At 71.9% G+C, this 14,514-nt stretch carries 12 protein-coding genes; 6 read left to right on the plus strand and 6 right to left on the minus strand.

Features of this window, described 5'->3' with window-relative positions; genetic code table 11:
* Positions 1-26: 26 nt before the first annotated feature.
* On the minus strand, positions 27-2,714 hold the full coding sequence (locus GTY58_RS09020; RefSeq protein ID WP_010983146.1) for an AAA family ATPase: 2,688 nt from the start codon (positions 2,712-2,714) through the stop codon (positions 27-29).
* Between the two features lie 225 nt (positions 2,715-2,939).
* Between GTY58_RS09020 and GTY58_RS09025 the strand changes: the two genes are divergently transcribed.
* The 3 genes from GTY58_RS09025 to GTY58_RS09035 all read left to right on the plus strand — a co-directional run bounded on the left by GTY58_RS09025 (position 2,940) and on the right by GTY58_RS09035 (position 6,494).
* Entirely contained in the window at positions 2,940-4,247 is a 1,308-nt protein-coding gene (locus GTY58_RS09025) for an MFS transporter (RefSeq protein WP_037645868.1), read from the plus strand.
* A 4-nt stretch (positions 4,248-4,251) separates the two neighbouring features.
* Positions 4,252-5,406 carry an anhydro-N-acetylmuramic acid kinase gene (locus GTY58_RS09030; RefSeq protein WP_010983148.1) on the plus strand — a complete coding sequence of 385 codons (1,155 nt, stop codon included), beginning with the start codon at positions 4,252-4,254 and terminating at the stop codon, positions 5,404-5,406.
* Positions 5,407-5,501: 95 nt separating this feature from the next.
* A complete protein-coding gene (locus tag GTY58_RS09035; RefSeq protein WP_010983149.1) occupies positions 5,502-6,494 on the plus strand; it encodes a DUF2510 domain-containing protein in 993 nt (330 codons plus the stop codon).
* A gap of 147 nt (positions 6,495-6,641) precedes the next feature.
* Here GTY58_RS09035 and GTY58_RS09040 read toward each other — a convergent pair whose 3' ends face one another.
* On the minus strand, positions 6,642-7,256 hold the full coding sequence (locus tag GTY58_RS09040; RefSeq protein ID WP_010983150.1) for a TetR/AcrR family transcriptional regulator: 615 nt from the start codon (positions 7,254-7,256) through the stop codon (positions 6,642-6,644).
* A gap of 231 nt (positions 7,257-7,487) precedes the next feature.
* On the opposite strand from GTY58_RS09040, the gene GTY58_RS09045 reads away from it, so the two are divergent.
* Both GTY58_RS09045 and GTY58_RS09050 read left to right on the plus strand, forming a co-directional pair.
* Positions 7,488-8,498 carry a phosphatase PAP2 family protein gene (locus tag GTY58_RS09045; RefSeq protein WP_010983151.1) on the plus strand — a complete coding sequence of 337 codons (1,011 nt, stop codon included), beginning with the start codon at positions 7,488-7,490 and terminating at the stop codon, positions 8,496-8,498.
* On the plus strand, positions 8,495-9,439 hold the full coding sequence (locus GTY58_RS09050) for a DMT family transporter (RefSeq protein ID WP_010983152.1): 945 nt from the start codon (positions 8,495-8,497) through the stop codon (positions 9,437-9,439). Before GTY58_RS09045 ends, GTY58_RS09050 begins: the two co-directional genes overlap by 4 nt.
* 90 nt (positions 9,440-9,529) lie before the next feature.
* Here the strand turns inward: GTY58_RS09050 and GTY58_RS09055 are convergent, their stop codons facing one another.
* From GTY58_RS09055 to GTY58_RS09070, 4 genes are all read right to left on the minus strand, one after another.
* Positions 9,530-10,387 carry a phospholipid scramblase-related protein gene (locus tag GTY58_RS09055; RefSeq protein ID WP_010983153.1) on the minus strand — a complete coding sequence of 286 codons (858 nt, stop codon included), beginning with the start codon at positions 10,385-10,387 and terminating at the stop codon, positions 9,530-9,532.
* Positions 10,388-10,439: 52 nt separating this feature from the next.
* Positions 10,440-12,491: a phospholipase C, phosphocholine-specific gene (locus GTY58_RS09060; protein ID WP_010983154.1), complete on the minus strand. Its 2,052-nt coding sequence runs from the start codon at positions 12,489-12,491 to the stop codon at positions 10,440-10,442.
* A gap of 307 nt (positions 12,492-12,798) precedes the next feature.
* On the minus strand, positions 12,799-13,482 hold the full coding sequence (locus tag GTY58_RS09065; protein WP_010983155.1) for a LysR family transcriptional regulator substrate-binding protein: 684 nt from the start codon (positions 13,480-13,482) through the stop codon (positions 12,799-12,801).
* A complete protein-coding gene (locus GTY58_RS09070; protein ID WP_010983156.1) occupies positions 13,473-13,955 on the minus strand; it encodes a molybdopterin-dependent oxidoreductase in 483 nt (160 codons plus the stop codon). The genes GTY58_RS09065 and GTY58_RS09070 overlap by 10 nt, the downstream gene beginning before the upstream one ends.
* 138 nt (positions 13,956-14,093) lie before the next feature.
* Between GTY58_RS09070 and GTY58_RS09075 the strand changes: the two genes are divergently transcribed.
* Positions 14,094-14,480 (plus strand): TOBE domain-containing protein, encoded by a 387-nt coding sequence (locus GTY58_RS09075; RefSeq protein WP_010983157.1) that lies wholly within the window; start codon positions 14,094-14,096, stop codon positions 14,478-14,480.
* The last annotated feature ends 34 nt before the right edge of the window (positions 14,481-14,514 follow it).

A 14,514-nucleotide genomic window follows, 5' to 3' on the forward strand; every position in this document is an offset into this window, starting at 1 on the left:
GAAGCGCCTGACACCCGGCGTTCCGGCTACCGGAGCCCCGGCCCGTTGTCCAGTGCCTCCTGGGCCTGCGCCACCAGGCCGTCCGCGCCGCAGGAGCGGGCCAGCGTCAGGCCGCGGGTGAGTTCGGTCGCCGAGCGCGTCGCGATGCCGTACTCCACCCGGGCCGCCGCGTGTTCGTACGAGCACGGTGACGCCTCCAGATACGTCACCGCCTGCTTGTACAGCGAAGCGGCGCGCTGGCCGGTCTCCAGGGCCGCGGCGCAGCGGAGTGCTTCGCCGATCGCCGTGTCGGTGCCGAAGCGTTCGGCCTGGCGGCGGGCGGTCGCCGCCAGTTCGGCGGCCCGGCGCGGGTCGTCGACGGCCAGTGCCCTGGCGAGGTCCAGCGCCCAGGGGGCCAGCACCGTGTTGTGGTGACCCCGTGCGGTGGCCGCCTTCTCCGCGGCCTCCAGTTCGTTGACGCCTTCCTCGGTGCGGCCGAGGGCGAGCAGCAGCCGACCGCGCACGGAGCGGGTGTCGGGCAGCACGATGGTGGTCGGGTACGGCGGGCCGAAGCCGTACCGCTCGGCGATCTCCGCGGCCTCCTCGACATGGCCGCGGGCGAGCAGTGTGTCGACGAGTCCGCAGGTCGCGGACCAGTACAGGGGCAGTCCGCGGCCGACGCGCTCGGCGATGCGCAGGGACTCGCGCAGATACTTCTCGGCCTCCGTGAGACGCCCCCGCCTGCGATGGCCGAGGCCGACGTAGGAATGGGCCAGGGCGAGATGGCCGCCGCTCCATCCGGCGCCCTCGTAGGCGCGCAGCGCCTCGTTGTAGAGGGCTTCCGCGCGGTCGAGCCGGTCCGCGTAGGCGTACGCGCTGGCCAGCATCATGAGGAGCTCGATGCCCCACTCGGTGTCGGTCCAGCCGAGTCCGGGCGCGAGGCGGCCGTTGACGAGGGCGCGGTCGCAGAGCTCGGCGACCTCCTCGGCGTTCTCGCCGCGCGTCATCGCGTCGAAGCCGCGCAGGATGAGCAGCGCGCGTTCGGAGTTGTCCTTGCCGGTGCACTTCTTGGCGAGCTCGGCGAGGGCGCGCACGCTGGTCGGCGAGATGTCCTCACCCGCGTGGACGCACTCCCACATGTAGTGCACCGCCTGGAGCCGCATCCGGGCCGGTCCCGGTTCGAGCCGGGCGGCCTCGGCGTCGACCGTGCGGACGGCCTCCTCGACCTGGTTGTTGTGCAGCAGCGCCTGGGACAGGCGGAAGACGGCGTCCACGCGTACGTCCCCGTCGAGGCCCGGCATGGCGAGCGCCGCCTGGAGGTAGTCGATGGTGGTGGCGGGCGAGGTGAGGAGCGTGGCGCAGCCCAGCTCGTAGAGCACGCGGGCGTGGACGTCCGACAGCGGAGGCTCCAGCAGGGCGCGCTCGAGACAGCGTCGGGCGGCGTCCGGGGCGCCGACCGCGAGGTGTTCGCGGGCCGCCTCGCGCATCTGGTCGACCAGCTCCGCGTCGTCGTCCGGGTGCACTTCGAGGAGGTGGCGGGAGGCGGCCGCGGCCCCGAGTCCGGAATCGGTGACGACCTGCGCGGCCACGCCGTGCATGGCGGTGCGCAGGGCGTCCGGGATCGAGTTGTAGACGGCGCTGGCGATCAGCGGGTGCACGAACTCCAGGTCGCCGTCCGGCTGTCGGCCGTTGACCGGGGCGGGTTCGGTGAGGATGCGGGCCGCGCCCAGCAGGTCCGCGCAGTGCAGGGCCTCCTCGCGCTGCATGCCGGCGAGCTGGGCCGCGAGGTCGAGGGAGATCCCGGTGCCGAGGATCGCGGCGGCCCAGGCGAACCGCGTGGCGTCGATGCCGAGTCCTTCGAGGCGGGCGACGAGTCCACGGCCGCGGGCCGAGCGGTTGAGGGCGCGCAGTTCGGCGGCCGAGGACTCGCTCGGCTCCAGCTCGCTGTCCTGCACCTTGGCGAGGAGTTCGACGGTCTCGTACGGGTTGCCGCCGGTGACGGCCCACACCTCGCGGCAGAACGGGGCGTCGGCGTGCACACCGACCGTGGCCCGGGTGAGCCCTGCGGTCGCCTCGGGGGTGAGTGCGCTGAGGGTGGCGACCGGGCCGGCCGCGGCGGCGATCACGTCGAGGTGACGGGTGCTCTCCTCGGTGGCCTCGCCGGGGCGGCGGGCGACCACCACGAGGACGGACAGGTCGTGGAGGCGCTCGGCGAACGCGGCCAGCCAGTGCAGGGTCTCCTGGTCGGCCCAGTGCGCGTCGTCGATCAGCAGGACCAGCGGCCACTCGCGCCGGGCCAGTCGGCGCACCGCCGCGACCAGGCCGTCGCACACGCCCTGCGGGTCGGCCTGGCGGTCGCCCGGCTCGGTGATCCCGAGCGCGGGCCCCGCGATGTCGTACCAGTCGCCCAGGTATTCGCGCGCCTCGTCGGGCATGAGCGCGACGAGCGCGGGTTGCAGCAACTGCCGTACGACATTGAAGGGAACGGACGTGACGGTCTCGCCGCCGCGTGCCGACCACACCGTGCAGCCGCGGCTCTCCGCGATCCGGCGCGTCTCGCCGAGCAGCGCGGTCTTGCCGATGCCCGCCTCACCACTGAACACCAGCAGGCTTCCCGAGCCCGAGGACGGGGAGTCCGCGCGCAGGGCGTCGACCGCCTCCACAAGCGCGGCGATCTCCGCGTCGCGTTCCCACAGGGAAGCCGAGGCGACCGCTCCGGGCCGTACCTCCGTCATCCCGCTACCTCCCCAGATCGCCCAAACGGCGTACAGGCATTGAGCCTAGTCCTCCGCAGGCCACGACGGAGGAGGTCCGGGCACGTGTTGCCGTGACGGGTGACACCGAGTGCCCCAGGGCGACGCGGCAGACCTCCGACCAGCCGTTGTGAAAGTTATTGACAGCAAACAAATGGGAAATTGAAACTAACTTTCCACCATCACCGTGGCCCGGGAGGAACCGGCATGAGCATCCCCGTGCAGGACTCGGACCGGCGCGCCGCCCGGCCCGAGCAGTCCCGAAGGGCCCTGCTCGCGGGCTCGGTGGGCAACCTGATCGAGTGGTACGAGTTCGGTGTCTACGGCTATTTCGCCACGATCGTCGCGGCCCGCTTCTTCACCCCCGAGGGCGGTGGCGAGGTGGAGGGCCTGGTGAAGGCGTATGCGTCGTTCGCACTCGCGTTCTTCTTCCGGCCGGTCGGGGCCGCGCTGTTCGGACGCCTCGGCGACCGGATCGGCCGCCGCCCGGTCCTCATCCTGGTGATCGCCCTGATGACGGCCGCCACGACCCTGATCGGCGCACTGCCCACCTACGCCACGGCAGGCGCCCTGGCCCCCTGGCTGCTCACCTTCCTCCGCGTGGTCCAAGGGCTTTCCGCGGGCGGGGAGTTCGGGGGCGCGGTGTCGGTGATGACGGAGTTCGCGCCGCCGGGCCGGCGCGGTCTGTACGGGTCGTGGCAGTCGTTCACCGTGGCGCTGGGCCTTCTGTGCGGGGCCGGGGTCGCCGCGCTGCTCGCGGTGTTCCTCTCCGAGGCGCAGCTCAGCTCCTGGGGCTGGCGGCTGCCGTTCCTGCTGACGCTGCCCCTCGGCCTTGGCGCGCTGTGGCTACGGCTGCGGCTGGACGAGACGCCGGCCTTCGCGAGCGGGCGCGCGCACCCAAACGCGTACGACCGGCCGCCCGCCCGCCGGCTGGCCGGGGCCATCGCCCTGGGCGCGAGCCGCGTCATGGGATGGGCGGCGGCCGGCTACACCTTCCTCGTCGTGCTCCCCTCGTATCTCCAGAGCACCCTGCACGCCACCTTCCAGCAGGCCCTGGTCGCCACGGTCCTCGCCAACCTCGGCTTCGCGGCCACGATCGTCCCGGCGGGCCTGCTCAGCGACCGGATCGGACGGCGTCCCGTGATGCTGACCGGGGCAGCGCTCGTCACCGTTCTCGCCCTGCCGCTCCTCAACCTCCTTCAAAACACCGGCACTTCGAACGCCGCGAAGGGCGTGGCGGTGTGCGCGGCGGGCGCCGTCGTCGGACTGATGGCGGGTCCCGGGCCCGCGATGCTCTCCGAGATGTTCCCGACGCGCGTGCGCTGCACCGGCCTGGGACTCGCCTACGCCCTGTCCAATGCCGTGTTCTCGGGATGCGCGGGCCTCATCATCACGGAGACGATCGAACGGACCGGGAACGTGGACATCCCCGCGTACTACGCGGCGGCGACCTGCGCCGTGAGCGCGCTGGCGCTGGCCACGGTCCGCACGAACCAGAAGAGTCAAGGGAGTTGAGAGCGTGCGGGTGATCGGCCTGATGTCCGGAACGTCGTACGACGCGATCGACGCGGCGGCCGCCGACCTCGGCCTGGCCGGGGACCGTCTCGTACTGAAGCCACTGGGGCTGATGAGCGAGGCGTACGACTCCGGCCTCAGGGAGGAGCTCGCGGCGGCGCTGCCCCCGGCGGCGACGAGCCTGGCCGGGGTCTGCCGCCTCGACACCCGGATCGGGCAGGCCTTCGCGGCGGCGGCCGTGCGGGCGGACCGTGAACTGTGCGGCGGGCGAGCCGAGTTGGTGGCCTCGCACGGGCAGACCGTCTATCACTGGGCCGAGGCGGGGCGGGTGTACGGCACGCTCCAGCTCGGGCAGCCCGCCTGGATCGCCGAGGCGACCGGACTGCCCGTGGTCGCGGACTTCCGCCCGCGCGACATCGCCGCCGGGGGTCAGGGCGCGCCACTGGTCAGCCTGGTCGACCTGCTGTGGCTGCGCGGCCGCGCGGGGACGTCCGTGGCTCTGAACCTGGGCGGCATCGCCAACCTCACGGCCCCCGACGGGACCGCGTTCGACACCGGGCCGGCGTGCGCGCTGATCGACGCGGCGGCGCACGGTCTGAGCGGGGGCCGCCTCGACCACGACGTCGACGGGGCGCTGGCGGCCCGCGGCACCGTGCACGAGCCGATGCTGCGACGGCTGTTGGCGGAGCCGTACTACGCGCTGCCCGCGCCGAAGACGACGGGCAAGGAGCTGTTCCACCTCGGATATCTGCGCGACGCGCTCGCCGGATTCGGGACACTGACCGCCGAGGACGTGATCGCGACGCTCACCCGGCTCACCGCGCTGACGGTCGCGGACGCCGTGCGCGCGGTGCGGGCCACGGAGGTCGTCGCCTCCGGCGGCGGGACCCGCAATCCCGTCCTGATGGAGATGCTCGCCCGGGAACTGGGCGCGGTGGCCCTGCGCACCTCCGACGAACTCGGGCTGCCCTCGGCCGCGAAGGAGGCGTACGCGTTCGCCGTCCTGGGGTTCCTGACCGTGCACGGCCTGGCGGGCACCGACCCGGTGAGCACCGGCGCACGGCATCCCAGTGTGCTCGGGTCGGTGACACCGGGGCGGGACGGACTGCGGCTGCCGCCGCGCGCGGACTGGTCACCCGTACGGCTGGTGCTGGAGTGACCTGACCCGTGGAACGGCCCGAAAATCCGCGGGCGGCCCGAAAAGCACCCCCACCCTCTCATCCCTCTTTCACGCGAGCCTCATACGGTGGTCCCATGACGCAGGTGACTCCTCCCGGGTGGTACCCCGACCCCGGGCAGACAAGTGACGGTCCCGCCCTCGAGCGCTGGTGGGACGGCAAGGCATGGACGGACCAGACCCGCCCCGTGGGTTCGGCCGCCGCGTGGGGTCCGCCGGCCCATCCCCCGACCGTCGGCGCGTATCCGGACGGGCCGCCCGCCCCCGCGCGGCGTGGGCTGCGGACGGGCATAGCCGTCGCCGCCGCGATCGCCGTCCTGGCCGGCATCGGAGGCGGTGTGTACGCGCTGACCAAGGACGACGGCGGCAGCGGCAACGCCTCGAACTCACAGGGACCGGGCGGTCCCGGCGGCCAGAACGGTCAGGGCGGCACCGGTGGCGGCGAGGGCGGCTCCGGCGGTCCGGGCGGCCTGCCCGGCGATTCGGGCGGCTCCGACGGCCAGAGCCCGGCGCCGGACCAGTCCGAGCCGCCGAAGGTCAAGGGCGGCGGTGCCGTCTCCGACGCGATCAACGGCATCAGCCTTCCCGTGCCGGACGACTGGTACGGCCAGGCGCTGACCGCGGGCGCGCAGGTGTCGTCGAACGACTCGTACAAGTGCCCCGGCGACACGTCCAAGAAGTGCACCACCGGCGGGGCCTACTCGGCGCCCGCCGTGGCGCTGGGCACCGACGGCAGCACGCCCGAGGAGGTCGCGAAGGCGGACATCGCGGCGAACGCCAAGGAGTCCTACGGCGGCACCACCTACGGCAAGATCACCTCGCACGAGGAGCTGGCCTCCAAGGCGGTGACCGTGGCCGGGCAGAAGGGCTACCTGGTCCGCTGGAAGGCGGTCACCAGCAAGGGCGCCGACGGCTATGTCGAGTCGCTCGTCTTCCCGTCGCCGGCGAACGCGAAGCAGTTGGTCGTGGTCCGCTTCGGCATCGACGTCGGGAAGAAGGAGTCGGTGATCGACGAGATCACCAAGGGCATCAAGGTGTCCTCCGGCGGCGGCAGCGGACAGAACGTCTGATCCGCCCCGCACACCGGACGGCCGGGTGGGGCGCCTCTCCGCTCAAGAGGAACCCCACCCGGCCGGGGGGTGCGCGCCGCCCCCGTCCCCACGGTGCGGCGCGGTCAGGCCGACGTCCGGTCATCCCGCGGACGGCGGCCTGGGTCTTCAGGTGAGGCCGAGTGCCGGGAGCACGGCGGCCTCCACAAAGCGTGCGAGGTACTCCTCGTCCGCGTACTGCCCCTCCAGGACGGGGCGGACGCGCAGGACACCGAGAAGCTGTGCGGGGATGTACTCCAGCGCCGGATGGTCGGCGGCGATCTCGCCGCGCTCGACTCCGCGCCGGATCATCTCCTGGAGCGCCTCGATCTCGGGCTCGACGAGCGCGTCGCGCAGCGCCTGCTGGAGTTCCTCGTCCTGCATCACGGCATGGCCGAGCGCCTGGAGCAGCTGGGTGTCACGGCCGGACCAGGTGCCCGCCGCCCGTGCCGCCTCGCGCAGGTCTCCGGCCAGCGAGCCGGTGTCGATCCCGGAGAACCGCACCTGCCGGTTGGCGCGCAGGGCGGCGGCCACGAACTGGGGCTTCGTCTTCCACTGCCGGTAGAGCGTCGACTTGCTGCACCGGGTGCTGGCGGCGACGCCCTCCATGGTGAGCGCGTCGTAGCCGCATTCACGGATCTGTTCGAGCACGGCGTCGAAGAACTCCTGCTCACGCTCAGGCGTGATCTTGGAGCGGCGCGAGGCGACGACCGTCTCCGGTCCGTCCGCTGCCTGCGACGTCATGGCTCTGCTCCTCGCTCGTAGTGCCGGTCGCGATCCCGTTTCCGTGGCCCGCCTCACAAGAGTATATCGATACGTCAGTGTACCGGTACGCGGCCGTATCGGTACACTGGCGTATCGGTACACTGTCGTATCGATGAGCCTTGGACAGGACCCACTCCCCTGCCGAGTGGACCTTGTCCTGGGCTCACCGCGCATCACCTCAAGCAAGAACGTCAGCAAAGGGGCCCGGGGATGGATTCCCTGACGGAGCCTGATCCAGAAGGGGCAGCCGCGGTCCAGCGGCCGCCCCTCGTCCGTGAGCTCCTGCTCGTCGCGGGGCTCTTCGTCGTCTACAAAGTGGGCCGGCAGCTGGCGAACGGCCACACCGGCGAGGCCTTCCACAACGCACAGCGGGTGTGGGACGGGGAGCGCGCCCTGCGTCTGCCGGACGAGGGCGCCGTGCAGTCCGCACTGCTGCACGGCGACGCCCTCGTCCACGTCGCCAACACCTACTACGCGGTCGTGCACTTCCCGGCCACCGCGGCCTTCCTGGTCTGGCTGTACCTGCGGCGCCCCGGCCACTACCTGTGGGCCCGCCGGGTCCTCGCCGTACTCACCGCCGCCGCGCTGGTGCTGCACCTGACGTTCCCGCTCGCCCCGCCGCGGCTGCTGGCGGCGGCCGGCCTGGTGGACACCGCGCAGGTGTACGGACCGTCGGTCTACGGGGGGAACCCGGAGACCGACTCGATGGCGAACCAGTTCGCCGCGATGCCGTCGCTGCACTTCGGCTGGGCGCTGATGGTGGCGATCGGACTGATCGCCGCGACCCGGTCCCGCTGGCGCCCGCTGTGGCTGCTGCATCCGCTGCTGACCCTGATGGTGATCGTCGGAACGGCGAACCACTACTGGCTGGACGCGGGCGTGGCGGCGGCGCTGCTCGGCATCGCGCTCGCGGTGATCCACGCGCCGGTCCGGACGGCCGCGGCGGCGGACCGCACGCCCGCGCCCGCGGACATCGCCGTCCCGGCGACGGGGCTCACGGCACCGGCGGGCGACGCCGCACCGCCGCTCGCCGGCCTGGCGGGCCACGTCGTGCCGGCGCCCGTGGGGGCCGCGCCGTCCACGGGTGGCAGCGGCCTCGTGGGAGCACGCCGAGCGGAAGCCGAACGAGTCGGAGCGAGCCCAGCGGAAGCGAACCCAGCGAAAGCGAGCCGAGCGGGAGCGGAACGCGTGGGAACGGAACGAGTGGGAGCGGGCCGGTGAACGCCACCCTCGTCGCCATCGTCCTGTCCCTGTTCTCCGCCGTCGCGTACGCGGCCGCCGCGGTGGCCCAGGAGCGGCTCGCCGCCCGGAACACCGACACGGGTGCGCTGCGTCTGCTCGGCGACACCGCCTGGTGGTGGTCGGTCGCGCTCAACGCCTCGGCCGCGCTGCTGCACGTCGCCGCGCTCAAGTACGGGCCGCTGACCCTGGTGCAGCCGCTCGGCGCGCTGACCCTGGTGGCCGCGGTGCCGCTCGGGGCCCGGGTCGCCGGGCGGCGGGTCAGCGCGGTCGAGTGGCGCGGCACGGCGCTCACCCTGATCGGCCTGGCCGCGCTGCTCGTCACCGCGTCCGGGCCGGCGCCCGACGATGTGCTGACGGTGCCGGAGGCGCTGGCCGTCGCCGGTGCCACCGCGGTGCTGATCGGCGGCCTGTCGCGGCCGGGAGCGCGGCCGGGGCTGCGGCACGCGACCGCCTCCGGGTTCGCGTCGGGTGTCGCCTCGGCCCTCACCCAGACGGTGACGGTGGCCGCGACGGACCGCTCGGACTCGCTGCTGAGCGCCCAAGTGATCGTGGTGACCCTGCTCGTGGCGGCCTTCGCGGCGGGTGGCCTGCTGCTGTCGCAGACCGCGTACCAGGGCGGTCTCGGCGCTCCGCTCGCCGTCGTGACGCTCGCCAATCCGGTGGCCGCCTCGGTGATCGGCCTGTCCCTGCTCGGCGAACGCCTCGAGGGCGGCCCGACGGGTGTGCTGCTGGCGTTCGTGGGAGCGGCGATCGCGGCATGGGGCGTGGTGACGCTGTCCCGGTCGGCGCCCGCGCCCGCGCCCGTGGCGGACGACGACCACCCGGTCGCGGCGGTGCTGGCGCTGGAGCCCGGATCAGCGGCGTACGAACCCTCGTTGCTGCCCCAGCAGCCGAACCCCGGCCATCTGACGGCTCACTAGTGCCGCAACGGGCAACGACGGCGGAAGGGCGGTTGCGGAGATCCGCAACCGCCCTTCCTCATGTCGAGCGCCGCATGCCGAACGGCTGTGTCAGCCGAGCCCCCGGGAGTCCTGCTTGAGCGCCGTGTCGACGGTCAGCGCCGTCGCCACGACGAGGCTCAGCAGGGGTTCGGGGAGCTGGAAGTGGATCTGCAGGACGTAGTTGTCCGCGGTCGTGAACATCGTCTTGGCGAGGCCTTCCCAGGTCTTGGTGATCCTGGCGACCTCGTTGCCCGCGTGGTCGACGATCGCGAAGTTCCAGGCCCGCCAGTTCTCCGCCTTGATCGCACCGACCTGCTGGCCGTCGACGTTCATCGCGAAGTTGATCTTTCCGATCATGTTCTGCTGAACGATCTCACCGACGGGCGAGCCGTCCGGACGCGACACGATCACCCGCGACTTGAAGATCTTCGCGGGGCGGGTCAGCAGCAGCTGCGGCTGACCGTACGCGTCACGGATCTCCAGCTTGTGGGTCATGAACTGGTCGACGCTGGAGACGAAGCGCAGGACCTTCTTGAAGGCGTTCTGCCCGACCTCGGTGACCGAGCCGAGCTGGTTGCCGTTCTGGTCCATGACCTTGTACTCGTTGGTCACCTCGATCAGCTTGGCCTTCTGGTTCACCACCAGGACCGGCTCGGTGAACAGCGTGCCGCCGCCGACCGCGCCGGCCGCGACCCCGGCCTCCTGCTGCACCTGACGCTGCACGCGCCGGTCGGGAGCCGGGGCGGCCTGCTGGGCGTACGCCTGCTGGGGCTGCTGCGCCTGCTGCGGTACCTGCGGCGCACCTTGGGCCTGCTGGTCCGCATTCGTGTGGTCGGTCCACTGAGCACCGTCCCAGTAACGCAGCGTCTGGGGCGCCCCGTGCGGATCCGGGTACCAACCTGCAGGAGTGTTCGAATGCGTGGTCACCGGGGCACACTACCGCGAGACGGCCGGAAGGCAACCAGCAGTTGGGGAACCATCAGTCGGTGACGATCGCCGGGTCGCTCACACCGGGCAGACCGTTCTCGACATGTCCGGCGAACCGGCGCAGAAAGCCCGCGTCCGCGTCGGACACGACGGTCAGGTCGTACCAGCGCCTGGCGGCCCGCAGATCCACCGTGTGCTTGACGGTCGCGCCCGGACGCACCTTGAAGGACCGCGGCTTTCCGCCATAGCCGTCGGTGAGCTCGAGGCGGACCGTACCGGGCCCCTTGTTGGTGAAGACCAGCCGCACATCGCTTCCGACGTGCCGCGCGGTGACCTCGGGCCCGGCGGCCCCGCCGGGGCCCTTGAACACGCGCAGGAAGCCGTTCGGGCCGTGCACGGTCAGGTCGTACGAGCCGTTCGAGTACGCCGAGTTCCAGGTGTCCGACACGGTCTTGCCGGCCTCGGTGGTGTACGTCCACGGGCCGTCCGTACGGTTGCCGGACGTGACCAGGAAGGCGGCACCGGCCCGGGCCCCGGAGGCGAAGGTGAGCGTGAACTTCCCGGCCGCCGCGTCCGCCGAACCGTCCACCAGGGGCGCGTACCGGAGCGGGCGGGCCGGGCGCGAGCCGCGCTCCTGCCGGGGCAGGGCGGGGTGGGCGGGCGGGGTCGGCACATAGTCGGGGTGGCGGTCGTGGTCCGGCGGCCGGTATCCGTCGGTGGCGGGCAGCGCGACCGGCTTGGTGTCCTTGCGGGAGAAGTCGAAGGCCGACGTCAGATCGCCGCAGACCGCGCGCCGCCAGGGCGAGATGTTGGGCTCGTGCACGCCGAAGCGGCGCTCCATGAACCGGATGACCGAGGTGTGGTCGAGGGTCTCGGAGCAGACGTAACCGCCCTTGCTCCAGGGCGAGACGACGAGCATCGGCACCCGCTGGCCGAGCCCGTACGGTCCGGCGGCGTGGCTCGCGTCACCCTTGAAGAGGTCCGGGCCGACGTCGACCGTGGACTTGCCCTGCGCGGCGGACTGCGGCGGGAACGGCGGCACCAGGTGGTCGAAGAAGCCGTCGTTCTCGTCGTAGGTGACGAACAACGCGGTCTTCGCCCACACCTTGGGGTCGGAGGTGAGCGCGTCCAGGACCTGGGCGACGTACCAGGCACCGTAGTTCGCGGGCCAGTTGGGGTGCTCGGTGAAGGCCTCGGGGGCGACGATCCACGAGATCTCGGGCAGCTTGCCGCCCTTGACGTCCGCCGTCAGCTGGTCGAAGAAGCCCTCGCCCTTGCGGGCGTCGGTGCCGGTGCGGGCCTTGTCGTACAGCGGGTCACCGGGCTTGGCGTTGCGGTACTGGTCGAAGTACAGCAGGGAGTTGTCGCCGTAGTTGCCACGGTAGGCGTCGGGTATCCAGCCCCAGGAGCCGTTCGCGTCGAGACCGTCGCCGACGTCCTGGTAGATCTTCCAGGAGACGCCGGCCGCTTCGAGACGCTCGGGGTAGGTCGTCCAGCTGTAGCCGGCCTCCTCGTTGCCGAGGACCGGGCCGCCGCCCTTGCCGTCGTTGCCCGTGTAGCCCGTCCACAGGTAGTAGCGGTTCGGGTCGGTGGAGCCGATGAACGAACAGTGGTACGCGTCGCAGATGGTGAAGCTGTCGGCGAGCGCGTAGTGGAACGGGATGTCGTCGCGCGTCAGGTACGCCATCGTGGTCGCCGACTTGGCAGGCACCCACTTGTCGTACTTGCCCTGGTTGAAGGCGGAGTGTCCGTCGCTCCAGCCGTGCGGAAGGTCCTGGATGAACTGCAGGCCCAGGTCGTCCGCGTCGGGATGGAAGGGGAGCACGTCCTTCGCGCCGTCCGACTGGTTCCAGACCGGCTTGCCGTTCGCCTGGGCGGCCGGGCGCGGGTCGCCGAAGCCGCGGACGCCTCTCAGTGAGCCGAAGTAGTGGTCGAAGGAGCGGTTCTCCTGCATGAGGACGACGATGTGCTCGACGTCCTCGATCGTCCCGGAGCTGTGGTGCGCGGGCAGCGCCGCGGCGCGCTCGATGCTGTTGGACAGCGCGGTGAAGGCGGCGGTGCCACCCGCGAGTTGAAGGAAGCGGCGCCGGTTGACTTCGGGCATGAGTGAGGGACCTCTCGTCCTGAGGACTTCCACGGGCGGGATCGTGACGGAATGCGCGCGGTTGGAGTGTTCCAAGAGCACCAAACGTCAGGGAAGGGTCTGGTGGCACCCATGTGAAAGTCGCCGGTACGTGAGGTGTGCGTCGGGCCAAAACCTCTCAAAGGAGCCGCGCCGGGATAGTGGTCGAGCGCGGGGAGGCCGTCGCGGGCGTATGTCGTCGGGCATCCGTCCCCGTGCGATTCACGATCCTCGCCGTCGAACGCCGTGGTCGAAGCGTTCCTCGTGATGCCGGGACAGGCCCCGTCCGTCAGCCATGCCCGCCGCCCAGGTAGGTGTGCAGGAGGCTGTCGAGCGCGTCCCGTACGTCTGCCTCCCGGGCCACCGTCAGCAGCGCCTCGGCCAGCGCCGACCGGGGTTCGCTGCGGGCGACGACCAGCCCGACCCGCGGCCCGCGTGCGGGGCCCTCCAGGGGTACGACCCCCATGCCCTCCGGTACGCCGAACATGTGCAGCCAGGCGTGCGAGATCACGCTGGACCAGCGGCCGCCCGGCAGCTGCGCGTACAGCCCGGCGACGCTGTCCGACTCGATCGCGGGCGTGGCCGTCGCCCCGTCGGCGGCGAAGCACTCGTCGATGATGCGCCGGTTACGCATCCGCGGGCCGAGCAGGCACAGCGGCAGGGCGGCGGCCTGAGCCCACCGGGCCGTCGGCTGCGCGGCGAGCGGTCCGTCGACCGGCGTGAGCAGCACGTACCGCTCCTCGTACAGCGGGAAGCGGCGTACGTGGCGGAGCGTGTCGTCGTCCAGGTACGTCATCGCCGCGTCCAGCTCGAACTCGGTCAGTCCGTCAGTGATGTCGGCCGACGACAGCGACTCCAGGGCGACCCGGGCCCGGGGACTGCGGTCGCAGAACGGGGTGGTGGAAGGGCGGTGAGGCGTCAGCGGCCCACGATCAGCCGTACCGCCCCGTGGAAGCGTCGGCGTCAGGTCCACGGGGTGTAGCCGCCGTCCACGCGGATGGCGTCGATGCCGCTGATGTGCCGGGCGCCGCAGCGGTCCTGGGGCAGCACGAGCTGCGGCCCGGCCCGGTCGAGCGGGGTGCCGTCGATGCTGACCGCGAGCAGGACGGGGGCGCGTCCGAAGTCCGGGTCGATCTCCGCCCAGGACAGCAGCGCGTGGTGTCCGTCCGCTCCCGTCACGGCGATCAGGAAGCGCAGGCGGTCCTTGCGGCGGGCGGCGTCGAAGACCGGTCCGGCGTCCGACAGGACGTCGTGCAGCAGCGGCCCTTCGAAGGCGTGGTGCTGTACGCCGCTGGTGGCGCACTCGAAGCTGACCCGCACCCGATGCCGGGGCCAGGCGAGCAGATCGGACACCGTCAGGCGGGCCGGCCGGGCCAGATCACCGGTGAGGGCGAGTTCCGCCATCGCGCCGGCGGCCGTACCGGCAGCTGCGAGGGACTGACTCACGGGCTACCACCTCCCGCAGGACCGTACCCGGACACCCCTCCCGTACAAACGCACATTCCAACCCTTTGGATCGGAGATCCCGCTTGTGCAATGAGACAGGAGACTTTCCCCTTGCATCTGCGGCAGTATCATCAGCGCATGCACACCTACCGGATCGGGGATGCGGCCGCCTTGCTCGGTGTCAGCGCCGACACCGTGAGGCGCCTGGTCGACGGCGGGAGACTCACCGCCGAACGCGACGCGACGGGCCGCCGGATCATCCCCGGACCGGTCCTCGCGGCCTATGCCCGGCAGTTGCACCGCACGGAGCGGGAGAACGCCGGCTCCTCCGCCCGCAACCGCCTCTCCGGCATCGTCACGGACGTGACCCTCGGAGACGTGTCCGCGCAGGTGGAGATCCAGGCCGGGCCGTTCCGGGTGGTGTCCCTGGTCAGCCGCGAGTCGGCTGAGGAACTGAAGCTGGAACCAGGTGTTCCGGCGGTTGCCGTGATCAAGTCGACCAACGTGGTCGTCGAAAGACCGTAGAAGAGTCCCGTGGTGGATTCTTCGTCATGTGACA

Origin of the sequence: Streptomyces sp. SID5469 (assembly GCF_009862865.1) — a bacterium.
GTDB lineage: Bacteria > Actinomycetota > Actinomycetes > Streptomycetales > Streptomycetaceae > Streptomyces > Streptomyces avermitilis.

What these genes read in the sequence shown, in the direction of transcription:
- GTY58_RS09020 (WP_010983146.1), bottom strand. Translation starts at nt 2,714, where the DNA reads ATGACGGAGGTACGGCCCGGAGCGGTCGCCTCGGCTTCCCTGTGGGAA.
- GTY58_RS09025 (WP_037645868.1), top strand. Translation starts at nt 2,940, where the DNA reads ATGAGCATCCCCGTGCAGGACTCGGACCGGCGCGCCGCCCGGCCCGAG.
- GTY58_RS09035 (WP_010983149.1), top strand. Translation starts at nt 5,502, where the DNA reads ATGACGCAGGTGACTCCTCCCGGGTGGTACCCCGACCCCGGGCAGACA.
- GTY58_RS09040 (WP_010983150.1), bottom strand. Translation starts at nt 7,256, where the DNA reads ATGACGTCGCAGGCAGCGGACGGACCGGAGACGGTCGTCGCCTCGCGC.
- GTY58_RS09045 (WP_010983151.1), top strand. Translation starts at nt 7,488, where the DNA reads ATGGATTCCCTGACGGAGCCTGATCCAGAAGGGGCAGCCGCGGTCCAG.
- GTY58_RS09060 (WP_010983154.1), bottom strand. Translation starts at nt 12,491, where the DNA reads ATGCCCGAAGTCAACCGGCGCCGCTTCCTTCAACTCGCGGGTGGCACC.
- GTY58_RS09075 (WP_010983157.1), top strand. Translation starts at nt 14,094, where the DNA reads ATGCACACCTACCGGATCGGGGATGCGGCCGCCTTGCTCGGTGTCAGC.